Source organism: Leptothrix ochracea L12 (assembly GCF_000262525.1).
This window is the reverse complement of record NZ_JH660673.1, coordinates 1-15,475: the sequence shown is the minus strand read 5'-3', so window position 1 is coordinate 15,475 and position 15,475 is coordinate 1. Positions and strand designations below refer to the sequence as shown.

Here is a 15,475-nt window from a genome sequence, read left to right as displayed (position 1 = left end):
GGTCGCGGCGTAAGCTACACGCCAACTCTGGACCCGTAAGCTGTGGGCCATGATTCGCGACCGTATCCTTCACCACTCCCGTGCTTTTCGCAGTGCAGCTTGGCAACAATTGTTGCTTGGTTGCACGGTGGCATCGCCGGGTATCGCTTGGCTGGTGGCATCGTACGGTTTCGGTTTGCCTACCTCAGATCCCCTGCGGGATCTACCCCTGTTGGTCTTGGGAGCCGCGGCTGAAGAAATTGTGTTCCGAGGTGGATTGCAAGTGGCCTTGGCTCAACGCTATTGGGGGCAGTGGCGATGGATGCCGGTGGCTAGGTTGCCGTGGCTCAGTCTGACCAGCGCCAATCTGATCACGGGTGTGATCTTTGCCTTGATGCATCTCTGGCGCCATCCCGCGCCGGCCGCTTTGGCCGTTTTGCCCGTGTCCTTGCTGCTCGGCCTCAGCTTTGAGTGGAGCGGTCGCTTACGCATACCTATCATGCTGCACCTCTGGTTCAACGTCAGTCTTTGGGCGGCATCCTTCCTGATGCGCCCTTGAAAGGCTGCACGTCAATCGACCGATCCGCTCAGCACAAAACCAAGTTATCGCGGTGAATCAATTCGGGCTCATTGGCGTAGCCCAGCAAACCTTCGATTTGCGATGAGGGCTTGCGCAAAATAAGCCGGGTTTCGCTGGCGGCGTAATTGGCCAAACCGCGTGCAATTTCAGCCCCAGTGGCCGAGCGCACCGCAATCACATCCCCCCGAGCAAATTCACCCTGCACATCAACCACACCGATCGGCAGCAGGCTTTTGCCTTCAGCGCGTAACTTCAGTACAGCGCCGTCATCGACCACCACCGCCCCTTTGAGTTGCAGGTGATCGGCCATCCACTGCTTGCGTGCAGCCACCTTCGCGGTGGTTGCCACCAAGAGCGTGCCAATCGACTCGCCCGCCACCAAGCGCAGCAAAGCGCTCGGTTCACGCCCCCAAGCGATCACGGTGCTGGCACCACTGCCCGCCGCCCGCTTGGCCGCCAAAATCTTGGTGATCATGCCGCCGCGACCAATGCTGGAGCCGGCTCCACCGGCCATCAACTCCAGCTCCGGATCACCGGCTTGGGCTTCATGGATAAAGCGCGCGTTGGGGTCCTTGCGCGGATCAGCTGAATACAAGCCTTTTTGATCGGTCAGGATCACCAGCGCATCGGCATCGACCAAATTGGCCACCAACGCACCCAAGGTATCGTTGTCGCCAAACTTGATCTCGTCGTTGACCACCGTGTCGTTTTCGTTGATCACCGGGATCACACCCAAGCCGAGCAAGGTCAACAAGGTCGAACGCGCGTTGAGGTAACGCTCGCGATCCGCCAAATCGGCGTGCGTCAACAAGACTTGGGCGCTGCCCAGCCCTTGTTCACGCAGGCGCGTTTCGTAGATCTGTGCCAGCCCCATCTGTCCCACCGCAGCGGCGGCCTGAAGCTCATGCAGCTCCTTGGGTCGAGTCGTCCAACCAAGGCGCTTCATGCCTTCAGCAATGGCGCCTGAAGACACCATCACCACCTCGCGCCCTTGCCGAACCAGTTCGGCCAGCTGAACACACCAACCGTTGATGGCGTCGGCATCCAAGCCGCGCCCTTCATTGGTCACCAGACTGGAACCCACCTTGACCACGATACGGCGGGCTTGGATCAGGATGTCGCTCATGAAGCACCTCGACCTTAAACGGCATCGACGCGAAAACGCGGATCCTCTGAAAGCGCACTGACCTCGGGGGCCGACAAAGGCTCAGCGGCAGCAGCTTCAGCGCTGAAGCGCACGTCCGGAACTTCCACCACCGGCACCTTGAGCGAGGCGACATGGTTGTAGATGGCACGGATCAACTGCTCACAACCTTCGCGCGTCAGGGCGGAAATCTCGAACACTGGCCCCTTCCAACGCAAACGCCGCACGAACTGTTTGACCAACGCGGCGCGCTGCTCGACCGGCACCATGTCCAGCTTGTTCAGCACCAACCAACGCGGTTTTTCAAACAGCGCCTTGTCGTACTTTTTAAGCTCGCCCACGATGGCACGCGCTTGGGCCACCGGATCAATGCTGTCATCAAACGGCGCCATGTCCACCATGTGCAACAACACACGGGTGCGTTGCAGATGGCGCAAAAACTGATGGCCCAAGCCAGCGCCTTCAGCAGCACCTTCGATCAAGCCAGGGACATCGGCCACGACGAAGCTTTGGCTCGGTCCGACGCGAACCACACCCAGATTGGGATAAAGCGTGGTGAAGGGATAGTCGGCGATCTTGGGCCGAGCGTTCGAGATCGCGGCAATCAGGGTCGATTTGCCAGCATTGGGCATGCCCAGCAAGCCCACATCGGCCAGCACACGCAGCTCAAGGCGCAATGTTTTGTGATCACCCGGCCAGCCGGGCGTCTTTTGACGCGGAGCTCGATTGGTGCTGGTCTTGTAATGCAAGTTACCAAAACCACCATCGCCGCCCTTGGCCAGCATCACCTGCTCACCCGGGACCAGCAGCTCGGCCAGAATATCGCCGGTTTCTGCATCGGCAATGATCGTACCCACGGGCATGTGCAGCACCACGTCAGGGCCCGCCGCACCGAACTGATCCGAACCCCGGCCTTGCTCGCCATTGCGCGCCTCATGGCGACGCGTGTAGCGGAAGTCCACCAGCGTGTTCAGATTGATGTCGCCGACAGCGTAGACATGCCCACCTCGGCCACCATCGCCCCCATTGGGGCCGCCGAACGGAATGCACTTCTCGCGACGAAAGCTCGCACAACCACTGCCACCATTGCCAGCGGCGATATCGATCACCACTTCGTCAACGAATTTCATGACTTCTCCTGAATCGACCCGGCCTGAAAGCCCTCTTCACGCCGACCTTGAACCTGTCGAAAGCAAAAAGCCCCGGCGAGCCGGGGCTTGATGCTTCAGTCAAACACGGCTCAAAGCGGTGTGATGAAGACCGTCTTGCGGTTCTGTGAACCCTTGACGTCGAAGGACACGGTCCCATCGACCAATGCAAACAAGGTGTGATCACGACCCATGCCGACATTGGTGCCAGCATGGAAACGCGTACCGCGCTGACGCACGATGATCGAACCTGCGCTGATGGCTTCGCCACCAAACGCCTTCACGCCCAGCATTTTGGGCTTGGAATCACGGCCGTTCCGCGTGGAACCGCCGCCTTTTTTCTGTGCCATGACCTAGCTCCTTGGATTCAGCAACAACCTAGACGTGAAACGTCTTAGGCCTGAACCACGTTGATTTGCAATTCGGTGTAGTTCTGACGATGGCCTTGGTGGCGCTGGTAATGCTTACGACGACGCATCTTGAAGATGCGAACCTTGTCGTGCCGACCTTGCGACAACACCGTCGCCGTCACCGATGCGCCTTCAACCAAGGGCGTGCCAATTTTCAGATCAGCGCCGCTACCGACAGCCAAAACCTGATCAATGACAACCTCTTGGCCAACTTCCGCAGCAATCTGTTCTACTTTAATTTTTCGCCGGCAACAACTTTGTACTGTTTGCCACCGGTTTTTATGACCGCGTACATATCAGCCTTTCAACATGAAACCGACCCAGCCAACGCTGGATCAAGCTTTTGATTGTACCATGCCGCCAAAATAACGACACGAAGTACACAAGGAAATGCCCGTACACACTGAGCATGTACAGGCATTTGAATTGGTCGGGGTGAGAGGATTCGAACCTCCGGCCTCTACGTCCCGAACGTAGCGCTCTACCAGGCTAAGCTACACCCCGTGACTTGCAATCAACCCGATCAGTTCGATCGATCTATTGCAAGAGCCGGCAATTGTAGCAGAGCATTTTTAAACTGTGAAGGGCTTAAGTGCGAAAGCTGCTGACAGGCTTTGGCCGCCTCGGCTCGTGCTGCTTCACGCGTGGCTTCTAACGCCCCAGTGGCCTTCACGATCGCAATGATCTGCGGCAACCGTTCCACTTCACCGTGCTCAATAGCATGACGAATCAGTTGCCGATCTTCTTCAGAGCCCCGACTCATGGCCAACAGCAGCGGCAAGGTGGGCTTACCTTCGCGCAAATCGTCACCAACGTTCTTGCCGAGTTGTTCGGTAGCCCCTTCGTAGTCCAGCAGGTCATCGACCAGTTGGAAAGCTGTGCCCAAGCAACGACCATAGGTGGCACAGGCCTCTTCCACGTCCGGCCCGACATCTGCCAACACCGCCCCAAGACGGGCACTGGCCTCGAAGAGCTTGGCCGTCTTGTAGCGAATCACCCGTAAATAGCTTTCCACGGTGGCATCCGGGTCATGCATATTGAGGAGCTGGAGGACCTCGCCTTCCGCGATCACGTTGGTCGCATCGGCTAGCACATCCAAGACACGCATGCGATTGACCGACACCATCATCTGAAACGAGCGTGAGTAGAGAAAGTCGCCCACCAAGACGCTGGCTGCATTGCCAAACATCGCGTTGGCGGTACTGCGTCCTCGGCGCAAGTCGGACTCGTCCACCACGTCGTCGTGCAACAAAGTCGCGGTGTGGATGAATTCCACGGTCGCAGCCATCTCGAAACGGTCTGCGCCCTCGAAACCCAGTGCGCGCGAACACAACAAGACCAGTAAAGGCCGTAGGCGCTTGCCGCCGGCACCAATGATGTAGTGAGAAATCTGATTGATCAGCGCAACTTCCGAGTCGAGTCGGCGTCGAATCACAGTATCAACTTGTGCCATTTCTTCGGCCATCAGTTGCAGCGGTGTCAGTGTTTCGGGCACAGCGTTGTTCACGGAAGAGGCTTGTCAGTAGATCGGCCAAGCGCATGGTGACGCAAGGAAAGCGGTGATTATAGAAACCAGCACCTGAACATGCGGTATCACGCCTTCCGCCTCAAGGGGGGACGACGCTCCTCCACCCACAAAATATTGCAAAACACCCTTGCAATATTTCCTTTAAATGGGATAATTTCCCACATTGATCTCCCCCCGGTTGGCGCGACACCAGTCAAGACCCTTTTTCCAGTCGCGCCGAGGCCCTTGGTTCTCCAAGGGCTTTTTTTGCGCCTCAGATTCGTTGCCCTCAAAACGAGCCCAAGCCTTCGCCCCCTAGAATCGGCAACATGATTGCCATTGAACCCACCCTTGAGCGCCTCCATACGGCCCAAGAGCTATTGCTCGCCCCCTTCGGTCTCGATGAAAGCACCTTGCGTCGAGCCCTTGGCACCATCACAGCGCACAAGGTCGATGATGCAGACCTCTACTTCCAGTACACCCGCAGCGAGGGCTGGAGCCTCGAAGAAGGCATCGTCAAAAGTGGTAGTTTCAGCATCGATCAAGGCGTCGGCGTGCGGGCCATCAGCGGGGAAAAAACCGCTTTCGCTTACTCCGATGACATCTCCGAAGCAGCCTTGCTGGATGCCGCTCGCACAGTGCGCAGCATTGCCGCCGCTGGCCAATCACGGCGCATCAAAGTCAATCCCACGCGCACCATTGCCCCAAGCCGCTCGCTTTACATCGGGCGGGACCCGTTGCTCAGCCTCGACAGCACCACCAAAGTGGCCTTGCTGGAAAAGCTAGAACATATCGCCAAGGCACAGGATCCACGCGTGGTTCAAGTCATGGCTGGACTAGCCGGCGAATACGACGTGGTGCTGATCGCCCGTGCTGATGGCACTTTGGCGGCCGATGTGCGACCACTCGTGCGCCTTTCGGTGACCGTGATTGCTGAACAAAATGGCCGCCGCGAAGTCGGCTCCTCAGGCGGCGGCGGCCGCTTCGATTTCAGCTACTTCCGTGATGCCGTCCTTGAGCAGTACGCCAAGGAAGCCGTCGATGCCGCTTTAACCAATCTCGAAAGCCGCCCGGCTCCCGCTGGCGAAATGAGCGTGGTTCTGGGGCCAGGATGGCCCGGTGTGTTGTTGCATGAAGCCATCGGCCACGGGCTTGAAGGCGACTTCAACCGCAAGGGCTCCAGCGCTTTTTGCGGGTCGAATCGGTCAGCGCGTCGCGGCCAAGGGCGTGACAGTTCTGGATGACGGCACCCTGCCCGATCGACGCGGCTCGCTCAACATCGACGATGAAGGGCACGCCACCCAGCGCAACATCTTGATCGAAGACGGCATCCTCAAAACTTACCTTCAAGACAGCATGAATGCCCGGTTGTCGCGCCGCAAACCCACCGGCAATGGTCGGCGTGAGAGCTACGCCCACGTGCCCCTGCCGCGCATGACCAACACCTACATGCTGGCTGGTGAGCGCAGCCGTGAAGAAATCATCGCTTCGATCGATCGGGGCCTGTACGCCACCAATTTCGGCGGCGGCCAAGTCGATATCACCAGCGGCAAGTTCGTGTTCTCGGCCAGCCAAGCTTATTGGGTCGAAAAAGGCAAGATTTTGTATCCCGTCAAGGGTGCCACCATCATCGGCAACGGCCCCGATGCCCTCACCCGGGTGTCCATGATTGGCAACGATTTGGAGCTCGACAGTGGTGTCGGCACCTGCGGCAAAGATGGTCAAAGCGTGCCCGTCGGTGTCGGACAACCCACCCTGCGCATCGATGGCATGACGGTTGGCGGAACAGCCTGACGTGCTACATTGAAGCCTATGCGCTTGTTGGCTTTCTTTTTGTCTACTTTTGGTTCTCGTACCGCTGCGGCGGCGGAGACGTGTAGGCGCATCGAAACCCACACGAACCATCTCCAACCCGCCGGGCCTCCAACCCGGCGGGTTTTTTATGAACTCCCACCGCTCGCGGAACTCACCGATGAACACGACCGACAGCCTGATGGACAAGACCTCGCAGACCGACGATGAAAGGATCAGCGACGTGACCCCTCTGCCCCCTCCCGAACACCTGATCCGCTTCTTCCCGATCCGGGGCACGGCGGTGGAAACCTTGGTGTCCCAGACGCGTCATCACATTCGGCAAATTCTGCAAAAGAAGGATGACCGACTGCTGGTCGTCATCGGTCCTTGCTCCATCCATGACCCGGCGGCGGCGCTGGACTATGCTCGCCGTCTGCTGCCGCTGCGCCAGCGCTATGCAGACACGCTCGAAATCGTCATGCGGGTGTACTTCGAAAAACCTCGCACCACCGTCGGCTGGAAAGGTCTGATCAACGATCCGTACCTTGATGAAAGCTATCGCATCGACGAAGGCTTGCGCATGGCACGCCAGTTGCTGATCGACATCAATCGCTTGGGCGTGCCAGCCGGCAGCGAATTCCTTGACACCATCAGCCCGCAATACATCGGCGATCTGATCAGCTGGGGTGCCATTGGTGCCCGGACCACGGAAAGCCAAGTGCACCGTGAATTGGCTTCCGGCTTGTCGGCGGCCATCGGCTTCAAGAACGGCACTGACGGCAACACCCGCATCGCTATCGATGCCATCCAAGCAGCAGCCCGCCCGCACCATTTCCTCTCAGTGCATAAAAACGGCCAAGTTGCGATCGTCGAAACGCGTGGCAACAAAGATTGCCACGTGATCCTGCGCGGCGGCAAAGCGCCCAACTATGACGCCGCAGCGGTCGGTGAAGCCTGCAAGGCCTTGGAAAGCGCCAAGCTCGAAACGTCCCTGATGATCGACTGCTCGCACGCCAACTCCAGCAAGCAGCATGAGCGTCAAGTCAACGTCGCCGAAGACATTGCCGCCCAAATGGCCCAAGGTCAACGGGCCATTTTCGGTGTGATGGTGGAAAGCCACTTGGTAGCGGGTGCGCAGAAGTTCAGCGCAGGAAAGGATGATCCGGCCCAGCTGAACTACGGCCAAAGCATCACTGACGCGTGCATCGGCTGGGATGACTCAGAACGAGTTTTGGCGATTTTTAGCGCAGCAGTCGAAGCCCGCCGTCGCGCTTAAATCCCGTTCGCACGAGAGCCGAGAGAACCGGAGGGAGGCGGGTCAGATGCCCGCACCCCCATCCAATGACATCACGGCGGCCAGACTGCGAGGCTCTTCAGCCTCCATGATCTGGCCAGCCATGCGTGCAAGACGGCTGGTATCAGCCCGCAAAACCCGTTGCTTGACGGATAGCACTCTCGTCGGATGCATGCTAAAGCTGCGCAGCCCCATGCCCAGCAGCAAGTCAGTGAACTCTAGATCGCCGGCCATTTCACCGCAGACGCTCACACCCTTGCCCGCTTCACGGGCCAATCGGATGGTGCGTTCAATCTGATACAACACCGCTGGATGCCACGGGTCATAAAGATGCGCCACAGCCTCATCTGCACGGTCGATGGCCAAGGTGTACTGAATCAGGTCATTTGTGCCGAGTGACACGAAGTCAAAGTGCCGCAGGAAAACCGGCAAGATCATGGTGGCCGCCGGAATTTCGATCATGGCCCCAATTTCGACGTCACCGTAATTCACCTTGGCATCACGCAGTTGTTCACGGCAACGTTTGAGAATGTCGAGGGTTTGGCGAATTTCGCTGGCTCGCGAAATCATCGGAAACAGCAACCTCACGGGACCGTCAACGGCCGCACGCAAAATAGCCCGCACTTGACGACGGAACATGCTTGGGTCGGCCAAGCTCCAGCGAATGGCGCGCAGGCCCAATGCGGGATTAAGGGTGTGTTCATGGCGCAGCTCAGCGTTAGACAGCCGCTCCAAGGGTTTATCTGCCCCGATATCGACCGTGCGAATCGTGACCGGCATACCCTTCATCGCCATGACCACCGCGCGATAAGCCTCAAACTGCTCCTCTTCATCGGGCAGTTGACCACCCCGATTCATAAAAGGAATTCACTGCGAAACAACCCTACGCCTTCAGCACCTGCCTCAAAAGCACTTTGAGCGTCCTCCGGCATCTCAATGTTCGCCATCAGAGTCACGCGCTCACCGTCCAAAGTCACGGCAGACCGATGCTTGATACGTGACAACCGCTCTCGCTCCAGTCGCCCTTGGCGCTGACGAAACACGTATTCCTCAAGCACGATCGGCGAGGGATCGACGATGATCAGGCCCGTATCACCGTCAATGATCACCCAGTCATCTTGGCGAATCAGCCGACTGGCCTCACGCGCGCCCACCACGGCCGGAATATCGAGACTGCGCGCCACGATGGCCGTGTGCGAGTTCCGTCCACCGACGTCGGTCACAAAACCGGTGAAGACACTGCGCTTGAAATGCAACATATCGGCCGGAGCAATGTCATTCGCAATCAGCACCAGCGGCCCCTCTGAGCCAGAGTCAGGACCCGAGCCTGCACCCAAAGACCACTCCGAACGAGGGCGATCATGCGTCGCCACCAACGCCGAGAGCACGCGCTGAGCCACCTGCTCAATATCTGCCTTGCGCTCGCGCAGATACTCGTCCTCCATCTCGTCAAATTGACGGACCAAAACATCGAGCTGCGCCGTTAACGCCCACTCAGCGTTGTAATGCCGCTCAGTGATCCAGAGTCGAATCGCCTCTTCGAGAGACTCGTCATGCAACAGCATGAGATGGACATCCATCAAAGCGGCCAACTCTTGGGGCGCATCCTCCGGCAAATCCCGCTTCAGCGCCAGCAACTCGGCTCCAACCCGATCCCTCGCTTGGCGCAAGCGGGCAATTTCAGCATCGATCTGGGTCACATCGATAAAGTAATGCGCCACGTCGATGCGACTGGACGCCACCAGCACAGCCCGACCGATGGCAACACCCCGCGAAACGTGCAACCCGAAGATCTGGATGCTCATGGCGGATCTCCCTATTCGCCCTCGCCGAACTTATCGGCGATCAAGGTGCGCAGCGCATCCATGGCGTCTTGCTCACGCTCGCCATGGGTTTCGATCTCGACTTGAGTGCCCATGCCGGCGGCAAGCATCATGACGCCCATGATGCTCTTGGCATTCACCCGCCTGCTGTTGCGCGTCAAGAAGACTTCACAGGGAAAACTGGCCGCCAGCTTGGTGAACTTGGCTGAAGCCCGAGCATGCAGCCCGAGCTTATTGCTGATGGTGATGGTGCTTTGAATCATGGCTAGGTTGCAAAACCTGGTTTTGAGGACGCGTTGGCGTGATCGGCATGACCCCTTGGGCGCCACCCACCATCGCACGATTGATCAATTCATCCAAAGGCAAAGCAGCATACGCGAGCGAACGCCACAACATGGGCACATTCACACCGGCAAGGATACGAACATGCAGTCCATCTGCAACTTTCTGTGCCACGTTCGCCGGGGTTGCCCCAAACACATCCGTCAAGATGAGCGCTTCATCGGGTTCACCGGGCAAGACAGGCCGGTGACGATCCAAGGCCGACCGCACGGCGGCCTCGATGGCCTCTGGACGATCGTGAGGGTGCACATCAACGGCCTCCAGCGCCACCACCGGTTCGGGAAACACATGCCGAGCAACCTCCTGCAAAGCGGAAGCCAAGGGCGCGTGAGCAACGATAAGAAGTCGGACCATAGGGCATTATCAGACGGAAAGAGGCTTTCTACAGGGCGTCACTGCGCCAACACAGTATCCCGCTCCCCCTTCGGCAAAGCAGCTAGACGCCGGACCTCGGTATAGAAACGCGGGAAATCCCGGTCACATCGTTCAAACAGGCTTTCAAAGGCGGGGACTTGGGTGTTATAGGCCGCCAATACCGCCAAAGAAGCATTGTTAGCCCGCTCGAACCAACGGTCATACCCGGCGTAGCCACCCCAACGTTCCGTCTTGATCCGTCGATATTCAGCCCGCATATCGGCGTAAAGCTGCACTTTGCGCTGCCGCTTTTCAGGCTCGCTGATTGACTGTTGAAAAACCAGCGCCAAGTCAGTGCGGAAACGCATCGTCAAAGCATAGAACTCAGCGCGTTGCTGCTCTAGGCGCTCAAAATCGAGCCGAAAACTTGCATCTTCTTGCGTGTTCAACCAGCGCTGTACCCCCAAGCGCTCCACCGCTGTGGCAAAGGATTCGTTGAACACGGTGTCCCCAGCGGCAAAGGCCACTTGGTGCGCCAACTCATGGAAAATCAGCTTCGCCAGATCGGCAGGGGTGTTGTTGATGAAGGTGTTGAGCAAAGGGTCGGCAAAGTAGGCGCCGGGCAAACGACCCAAGGTTGAATAAGCTGGCACGCCGTAGACCATGACGTCCAAGCCTTGATCACGCAGAGTCTGTGCATAGGCGTCCGCCTGCTCACGCTGAAAAAATCCGCGATACCCCACACAACCGACCACAGGAAAACACGAGGTGGTCAGTGTCAGCGATAGTTCAGATGCCGCCACCACGTTCCAAACTGCGGCGCTTCGCCCCAGATCGGCATAACGCCTGTAGCTAGCGTTATCGGGCAACGCCAAGTTGGAAACGGCAAAGGCCCGTATCTGCTGCGTCAGGCGCAGGCGATCTTGAAGATTGGGCGAGCTCTGTGGATCAGCCAAGACCGCATCCACTGGCCTTGCTGCTTGCAAGATACCGATATGCCCACGCACGGACTGCCACAAATAGCCAGTAGATGAGCAGCCTGCCATCAAGCCACCCAGCAACCCGAAGCTCAGGCCCACCCACACCACTGCACGCCAAGACCGAGAACGAGACCGACTTTTTTCATGGCACCAGTCTAAACAGTCCCTATCCCGCCCGGCTATGATCAAAGATAAACGCTCACATTCACTCACGCTCAATCACGCCGACCGGAGTTTCGTTGCATGAGGCCAATCGACGCCATCGCGGATGCTTCCGCTGAAATGACCACCTTCCGCCGCGATTTGCATGCCCATCCGGAACTGTGCTTTCAGGAGTTCCGCACCGCCGAACGGGTGGCCGCACAACTCACCGAATGGGGCATCCCGGTGCATCGGGGGCTGGGGGGTACCGGCGTGGTCGGCATCTTGCGCCACGGCAGCAGCACACGCGCTATCGGCTTACGGGCCGACATGGACGCCTTGCCCATGACTGAACACAACCAGTTCGCCCACGCCAGCACACACCCCGGACGCATGCATGCCTGCGGTCACGACGGTCACACCGCCATGCTGCTGGCCGCAGCGCGCTACATGGCACTGCAACGCAACTTTGATGGCACGGTCTACCAGATCACTTCTCGAAGTCATGCCGACGCAACTGGAACACCTCAAACAGTTCACCACGGTGGTCGCCGATACCGGTAACTTCCGACAACTGGCACAGTTCGCACCTCACGATGCGACCACCAATCCCTCCCTGATCCTCAAGGCTGTGCAGCAGCCCGAGTACGCACCGTTGTTGGCTGAATGCGTGGCGACGCATCGAGGCAAACCGTTGCCGGACATCGTTGACCAGGTTTTGGTGCGTTTCGGCTGCGAAATTTTGGCGCTGATCCCGGGGCGCGTTTCAACCGAAGTCGATGCTCGACTCAGTTTTGATACCGCTGCCACCGTGGCGCGTGCCCATCGGCTCATGGCCTTGTATCAGCATGCTGGGGTGCCGCGTGAGCGGGTGCTGATCAAGGTCGCTGCGACGTGGGAAGGCATCCAAGCAGCCCGGGTGCTGGAGCGCGAAGGCATCCACTGCAATCTGACCTTGCTGTTTTCTTTTTGCCAAGCCGTGGCTTGCGGCGAAGCGGGGGTGACCCTGATTTCCCCCTTCGTGGGCCGCATCTACGACTGGTACAAAAAGTCTGCCGGATTGGGATGGGATGAGTTGGCTCATGCCGGATTGAACGACCCCGGGGTGAGATCGGTGACGCAGATCTACACCTACTACAAGCACTTCGGTATTTCCACCGAAGTGATGGGGGCGAGCTTTCGCAACGTGGGGCAGATTTTGGCCTTGGCTGGATGCGATCTGCTCACCATCAGCCCGGATTTGCTGGCGCTGTTGCAAAGCGCAGATGTCGAGGCCGCCCCGGTGGTCCGCATCCTTGATCCTGAAGCCGCCAAGGTGGCTCACATGCCAGCTATCAGTTATCACGAGGCAGCCTTTCGCTACGCACTCAATGATGACGCTATGGCGACCGAAAAACTCGCCGAAGGTATCCGGGCTTTTGCCGGGGATGCCGTCAAGCTCGACAAAATGATCGAACTGGCTCTTGGTTGAAAAGGCAATATCCATGGTTACTCACGCGCCACGTTGCGATCAGACGGCCACTTGGGCTGCCTTGCGCCAGCATTTCGATGCCCAAGGCCATGCCTTCGATGTGCGTCAAGCCTTCGCCCATGAAGCTGGGCGTTTTGAGCGCTTCAGCCTGCAAGCACCTGAGGTGTTTGCGGATCTGTCCAAGAACCGCTGGGATGCCGACGTTCGCACGATGCTGGTGCAATTGGCCCGCGAGTGTCAGCTTGAGGCTCGTCGCGATGCCATGCTGGCGGGTGCTGAGGCCAATCTGACCGAAGGTCGTGCGGTGTTGCACACCGCCTTGCGCGCTCCGCGCGGTGTGGGTCTGTTCAGCGACGAAGTGCATGACGTTCTTGATCACATGCTGGCCTACGCTGAGAGCGTGCGTGCCGTGGCGGGCATGGGCGTGAATGGCTTTACCGATGTGGTCAACATCGGCATTGGTGGCTCAGACTTGGGGCCGCAAATGGTGGTGCCGGCGCTGGATGCCTTTGTGCATCCCAAGCTGCGCTTCCACTTCGTCAGCAATGTCGATGGACATGATTTGGTGCCGGTGCTGCGCAAGCTCCATCCCGCGACCACGCTGTTCATCATTGCCTCCAAAACCTTCACCACCCAAGAAACCATGGCCAATGCGCACGCGGCGCGGGCTTGGTTTGTGGCCAATGGGGGCACCGATGTAGCGCGCCATTTTGTGGCGACCACCACCAATCTGGAAACAGCCGCTGCTTTTGGCATCACCACCACCTTCGGCTTTTGGGATTGGGTGGGCGGGCGGTATTCGCTCTGGAGCGCCATCGGTTTACCGCTGGCTATTGCCTTGGGTGAGCAGGGTTTTCGGGCTTTGCTGGCGGGAGCACACGCCATGGATCAGCATTTCGCCACCGCGCCGCTCGAAACGAATCTGCCGGCCCAGCTCGGTTTGCTGGACGTTTGGTATCGCAACTTCCACGGTTTTACCAGTCGCTCGCTGGCCCCGTATCACCAAGGTTTACGTCGTCTGCCAGCGTATTTGCAGCAACTGGAGATGGAATCGAATGGCAAGTGTGTCGATCTGACGGGTGCGCCCCTGCCTTTCGCCACCTCACCTGTGGTGTGGGGCGAGGCCGGCACCAACGGGCAGCACGCTTATTTTCAGATGCTGCACCAAGGCACCGATGTGATCCCGGTTGAGTTCATCGCCGTGAAAAACCCCGACTATGGTCCGGCTCCGTTGCCGGAGACGGTGCTTGTGGGCTTGGCTGACCAACAGCGCAAGTTGCTGGCCAACTGTTTGGCCCAGAGCCAAGCGCTGATGTTGGGCAAATCGACCGACGAAGCGCTGGCTGAAAAAGCTCCTACGGCGTCCCAAGCCTTGGATGCTCTGACGGTGGCGCGCCACCGCACTTTCCCGGGTAATCGGCCCAGCACGACCTTGGTGCTGGAAGCACTCACACCGACATCGCTTGGGGCCTTGATTGCGATGTACGAGCACCGCGTCTTTACCAGCGGTGCGATCTGGGGCATCAACAGCTTCGATCAATGGGGGGTAGAGCTTGGCAAGGCGCTGTGTAGCCAGTTGCTGCCGCGCTTAAGCAGTGGCGATGTCGCTGGCTTGGATGGCTCAACCGCTGGTTTGCTGAGCCGCCTCAGATCGGTTTAAGCCAAGTCTCCGCAAGACGCACCCAGAACGTCGCTCCCAGCGGCAAAAGGCTGTCGTTGAAGTCGTAGTTGGGGTTGTGCAGCGTGCATGGCCCCAAGCCGTGGCCGGTGGCGCGGTGGTCGCCGTCACCGTTGCCGATGACGAAATAGGCCCCGCGTTTCTCAAGCAAGAAGTAGCTGAAGTCCTCGGCACCCATGGTGGGCTCGAACACATGGGTTCGCGCTTCGCCGACCACCTCTTGCATCACTTGACGCACGAAGCGCGCTTCGTTGGCATGGTTGATGGTTGGTGGGTAGTTGCGATGGAACTCGAAGTCGCACTCGGCCCCAAACGCGGCCACGGTGTGCTCGGCGATCTGACGCATGCGCGCTTCGATCAGATCAAGAACCTCCAGCGTGAAGGTGCGTACCGTGCCCTGCACCATGCAGGTATCGGGAATCACGTTGGTGGCCTCGCCCGCATGGATCATCGTCACCGATAGCACGGCCGCGTCCACCGGTTTTTTATTGCGCGTGATGATGCTTTGGAAGGCCTGCACCATCTGACAGGCGATCAACACCGGGTCGATGCCGTTGTGCGGCAGGGCGGCATGTGCGCCTTTGCCCCGAATGTTGATGCGAAATTCGTTGCTCGAAGCCATGCAGGGCCCTTCGCAGACGGCGAAATCGCCTTCGGGCAGTCCGGGCCAGTTGTGCATGCCAAAGACGGCATCCATCGGGAAATGCTCGAACAAACCATCTTTCATCATGGCTTGCGCGCCACCCCCGCCTTCTTCGGCGGGTTGAAAGATCAGGTAGACCGTGCCATCAAAGTTGCGTTGCAGTGCCATGTAGCGCGCTGCGGCCAGC

General features: G+C 58.7%; 13 protein-coding genes, 1 tRNA gene and 3 pseudogenes. 6 read left to right on the top strand and 11 right to left on the bottom strand.

Going from position 1 to position 15,475, the window contains the following annotated elements:
* The first annotated feature begins 49 nt into the window (after window positions 1–49).
* Entirely contained in the window at window positions 50–538 is a 489-nt protein-coding gene (locus LEPOCDRAFT_RS00885) for a JDVT-CTERM system glutamic-type intramembrane protease (RefSeq protein ID WP_009453293.1), read from the top strand.
* A 28-nt stretch (window positions 539–566) separates the two neighbouring features.
* Here LEPOCDRAFT_RS00885 and proB read toward each other — a convergent pair whose 3' ends face one another.
* The 6 genes and pseudogenes from proB to ispB all read right to left on the bottom strand — a co-directional run bounded on the left by proB (window position 567) and on the right by ispB (window position 4,726).
* Complete coding sequence (gene proB / locus LEPOCDRAFT_RS00880; protein ID WP_009453292.1) at window positions 567–1,685, bottom strand: glutamate 5-kinase; 1,119 nt, start codon at window positions 1,683–1,685, stop codon at window positions 567–569.
* A gap of 14 nt (window positions 1,686–1,699) precedes the next feature.
* Complete coding sequence (gene cgtA, locus LEPOCDRAFT_RS00875; protein ID WP_009453291.1) at window positions 1,700–2,833, bottom strand: Obg family GTPase CgtA; 1,134 nt, start codon at window positions 2,831–2,833, stop codon at window positions 1,700–1,702.
* 110 nt (window positions 2,834–2,943) lie between these two features.
* Window positions 2,944–3,201, bottom strand: coding sequence for a 50S ribosomal protein L27 (gene rpmA / locus LEPOCDRAFT_RS00870; RefSeq protein WP_009453290.1), 258 nt, complete (start codon window positions 3,199–3,201; stop codon window positions 2,944–2,946).
* Between the two features lie 44 nt (window positions 3,202–3,245).
* Window positions 3,246–3,556, bottom strand: a pseudogene (gene rplU, locus LEPOCDRAFT_RS00865) (50S ribosomal protein L21).
* A 132-nt stretch (window positions 3,557–3,688) separates the two neighbouring features.
* Window positions 3,689–3,765: transfer RNA gene (locus LEPOCDRAFT_RS00860), tRNA-Pro, on the bottom strand.
* A 19-nt stretch (window positions 3,766–3,784) separates the two neighbouring features.
* On the bottom strand, window positions 3,785–4,726 hold the full coding sequence (gene ispB, locus LEPOCDRAFT_RS00855) for an octaprenyl diphosphate synthase (RefSeq protein ID WP_156793931.1): 942 nt from the start codon (window positions 4,724–4,726) through the stop codon (window positions 3,785–3,787).
* A 371-nt stretch (window positions 4,727–5,097) separates the two neighbouring features.
* On the opposite strand from ispB, the pseudogene tldD reads away from it, so the two are divergent.
* Together tldD and LEPOCDRAFT_RS00845 are read left to right on the top strand one after the other, a co-directional pair.
* Window positions 5,098–6,562, top strand: a pseudogene (tldD, locus tag LEPOCDRAFT_RS00850) (metalloprotease TldD).
* Between the two features lie 178 nt (window positions 6,563–6,740).
* Window positions 6,741–7,838: a 3-deoxy-7-phosphoheptulonate synthase gene (locus LEPOCDRAFT_RS00845; RefSeq protein WP_009453284.1), complete on the top strand. Its 1,098-nt coding sequence runs from the start codon at window positions 6,741–6,743 to the stop codon at window positions 7,836–7,838.
* A gap of 42 nt (window positions 7,839–7,880) precedes the next feature.
* Here LEPOCDRAFT_RS00845 and ptsP read toward each other — a convergent pair.
* From ptsP to LEPOCDRAFT_RS00825, 4 genes and pseudogenes are all read right to left on the bottom strand, one after another.
* Window positions 7,881–9,661: pseudogene (gene ptsP / locus LEPOCDRAFT_RS00840) on the bottom strand (phosphoenolpyruvate--protein phosphotransferase).
* An 11-nt stretch (window positions 9,662–9,672) separates the two neighbouring features.
* Complete coding sequence (locus tag LEPOCDRAFT_RS00835) at window positions 9,673–9,942, bottom strand: HPr family phosphocarrier protein (RefSeq protein ID WP_009453279.1); 270 nt, start codon at window positions 9,940–9,942, stop codon at window positions 9,673–9,675.
* A complete protein-coding gene (locus LEPOCDRAFT_RS00830; protein WP_009453277.1) occupies window positions 9,911–10,375 on the bottom strand; it encodes a PTS sugar transporter subunit IIA in 465 nt (154 codons plus the stop codon). The genes LEPOCDRAFT_RS00835 and LEPOCDRAFT_RS00830 overlap by 32 nt, the downstream gene beginning before the upstream one ends.
* Window positions 10,376–10,413: 38 nt before the next feature.
* Window positions 10,414–11,463 (bottom strand): aminopeptidase, encoded by a 1,050-nt coding sequence (locus tag LEPOCDRAFT_RS00825; RefSeq protein WP_009453275.1) that lies wholly within the window; start codon window positions 11,461–11,463, stop codon window positions 10,414–10,416.
* A gap of 135 nt (window positions 11,464–11,598) precedes the next feature.
* Between LEPOCDRAFT_RS00825 and LEPOCDRAFT_RS00820 the strand changes: the two genes are divergently transcribed.
* Genes LEPOCDRAFT_RS00820 through pgi form a run of 3 tightly spaced genes read left to right on the top strand, consistent with a single transcriptional unit; the run spans window position 11,599 to window position 14,627 of the window.
* The gene (locus tag LEPOCDRAFT_RS00820; protein ID WP_009453272.1) at window positions 11,599–12,060 is read left to right on the top strand and encodes a M20/M25/M40 family metallo-hydrolase; all 462 of its coding nucleotides are present in this window, start codon (window positions 11,599–11,601) and stop codon (window positions 12,058–12,060) included.
* Window positions 12,002–12,967, top strand: a complete 966-nt coding sequence (gene tal / locus LEPOCDRAFT_RS00815; protein ID WP_009453271.1) for a transaldolase — start codon at window positions 12,002–12,004, stop codon at window positions 12,965–12,967. Before LEPOCDRAFT_RS00820 ends, tal begins: the two co-directional genes overlap by 59 nt.
* Before the next feature lie 13 nt (window positions 12,968–12,980).
* Complete coding sequence (pgi, locus tag LEPOCDRAFT_RS00810; RefSeq protein ID WP_009453270.1) at window positions 12,981–14,627, top strand: glucose-6-phosphate isomerase; 1,647 nt, start codon at window positions 12,981–12,983, stop codon at window positions 14,625–14,627.
* Here pgi and LEPOCDRAFT_RS00805 read toward each other — a convergent pair.
* Window positions 14,614–15,475 (bottom strand): amidohydrolase (locus tag LEPOCDRAFT_RS00805; RefSeq protein WP_043909624.1); only part of this gene is annotated, 862 nt, incomplete at its 5' end. The two genes, pgi and LEPOCDRAFT_RS00805, sit on opposite strands and share 14 nt — an antisense overlap.

Coding starts and splice junctions, on each gene's coding strand:
- LEPOCDRAFT_RS00885 (WP_009453293.1), top strand. CDS start 50: ATGATTCGCGACCGTATCCTTCACCACTCCCGTGCTTTTCGCAGTGCA.
- proB (WP_009453292.1), bottom strand. CDS start 1,685: ATGAGCGACATCCTGATCCAAGCCCGCCGTATCGTGGTCAAGGTGGGT.
- cgtA (WP_009453291.1), bottom strand. CDS start 2,833: ATGAAATTCGTTGACGAAGTGGTGATCGATATCGCCGCTGGCAATGGT.
- rpmA (WP_009453290.1), bottom strand. CDS start 3,201: ATGGCACAGAAAAAAGGCGGCGGTTCCACGCGGAACGGCCGTGATTCC.
- ispB (WP_156793931.1), bottom strand. CDS start 4,726: ATGGCCGAAGAAATGGCACAAGTTGATACTGTGATTCGACGCCGACTC.
- LEPOCDRAFT_RS00845 (WP_009453284.1), top strand. CDS start 6,741: ATGAACACGACCGACAGCCTGATGGACAAGACCTCGCAGACCGACGAT.
- LEPOCDRAFT_RS00835 (WP_009453279.1), bottom strand. CDS start 9,942: ATGATTCAAAGCACCATCACCATCAGCAATAAGCTCGGGCTGCATGCT.
- LEPOCDRAFT_RS00830 (WP_009453277.1), bottom strand. CDS start 10,375: ATGGTCCGACTTCTTATCGTTGCTCACGCGCCCTTGGCTTCCGCTTTG.
- LEPOCDRAFT_RS00820 (WP_009453272.1), top strand. CDS start 11,599: ATGAGGCCAATCGACGCCATCGCGGATGCTTCCGCTGAAATGACCACC.
- tal (WP_009453271.1), top strand. CDS start 12,002: ATGCCGACGCAACTGGAACACCTCAAACAGTTCACCACGGTGGTCGCC.
- pgi (WP_009453270.1), top strand. CDS start 12,981: ATGGTTACTCACGCGCCACGTTGCGATCAGACGGCCACTTGGGCTGCC.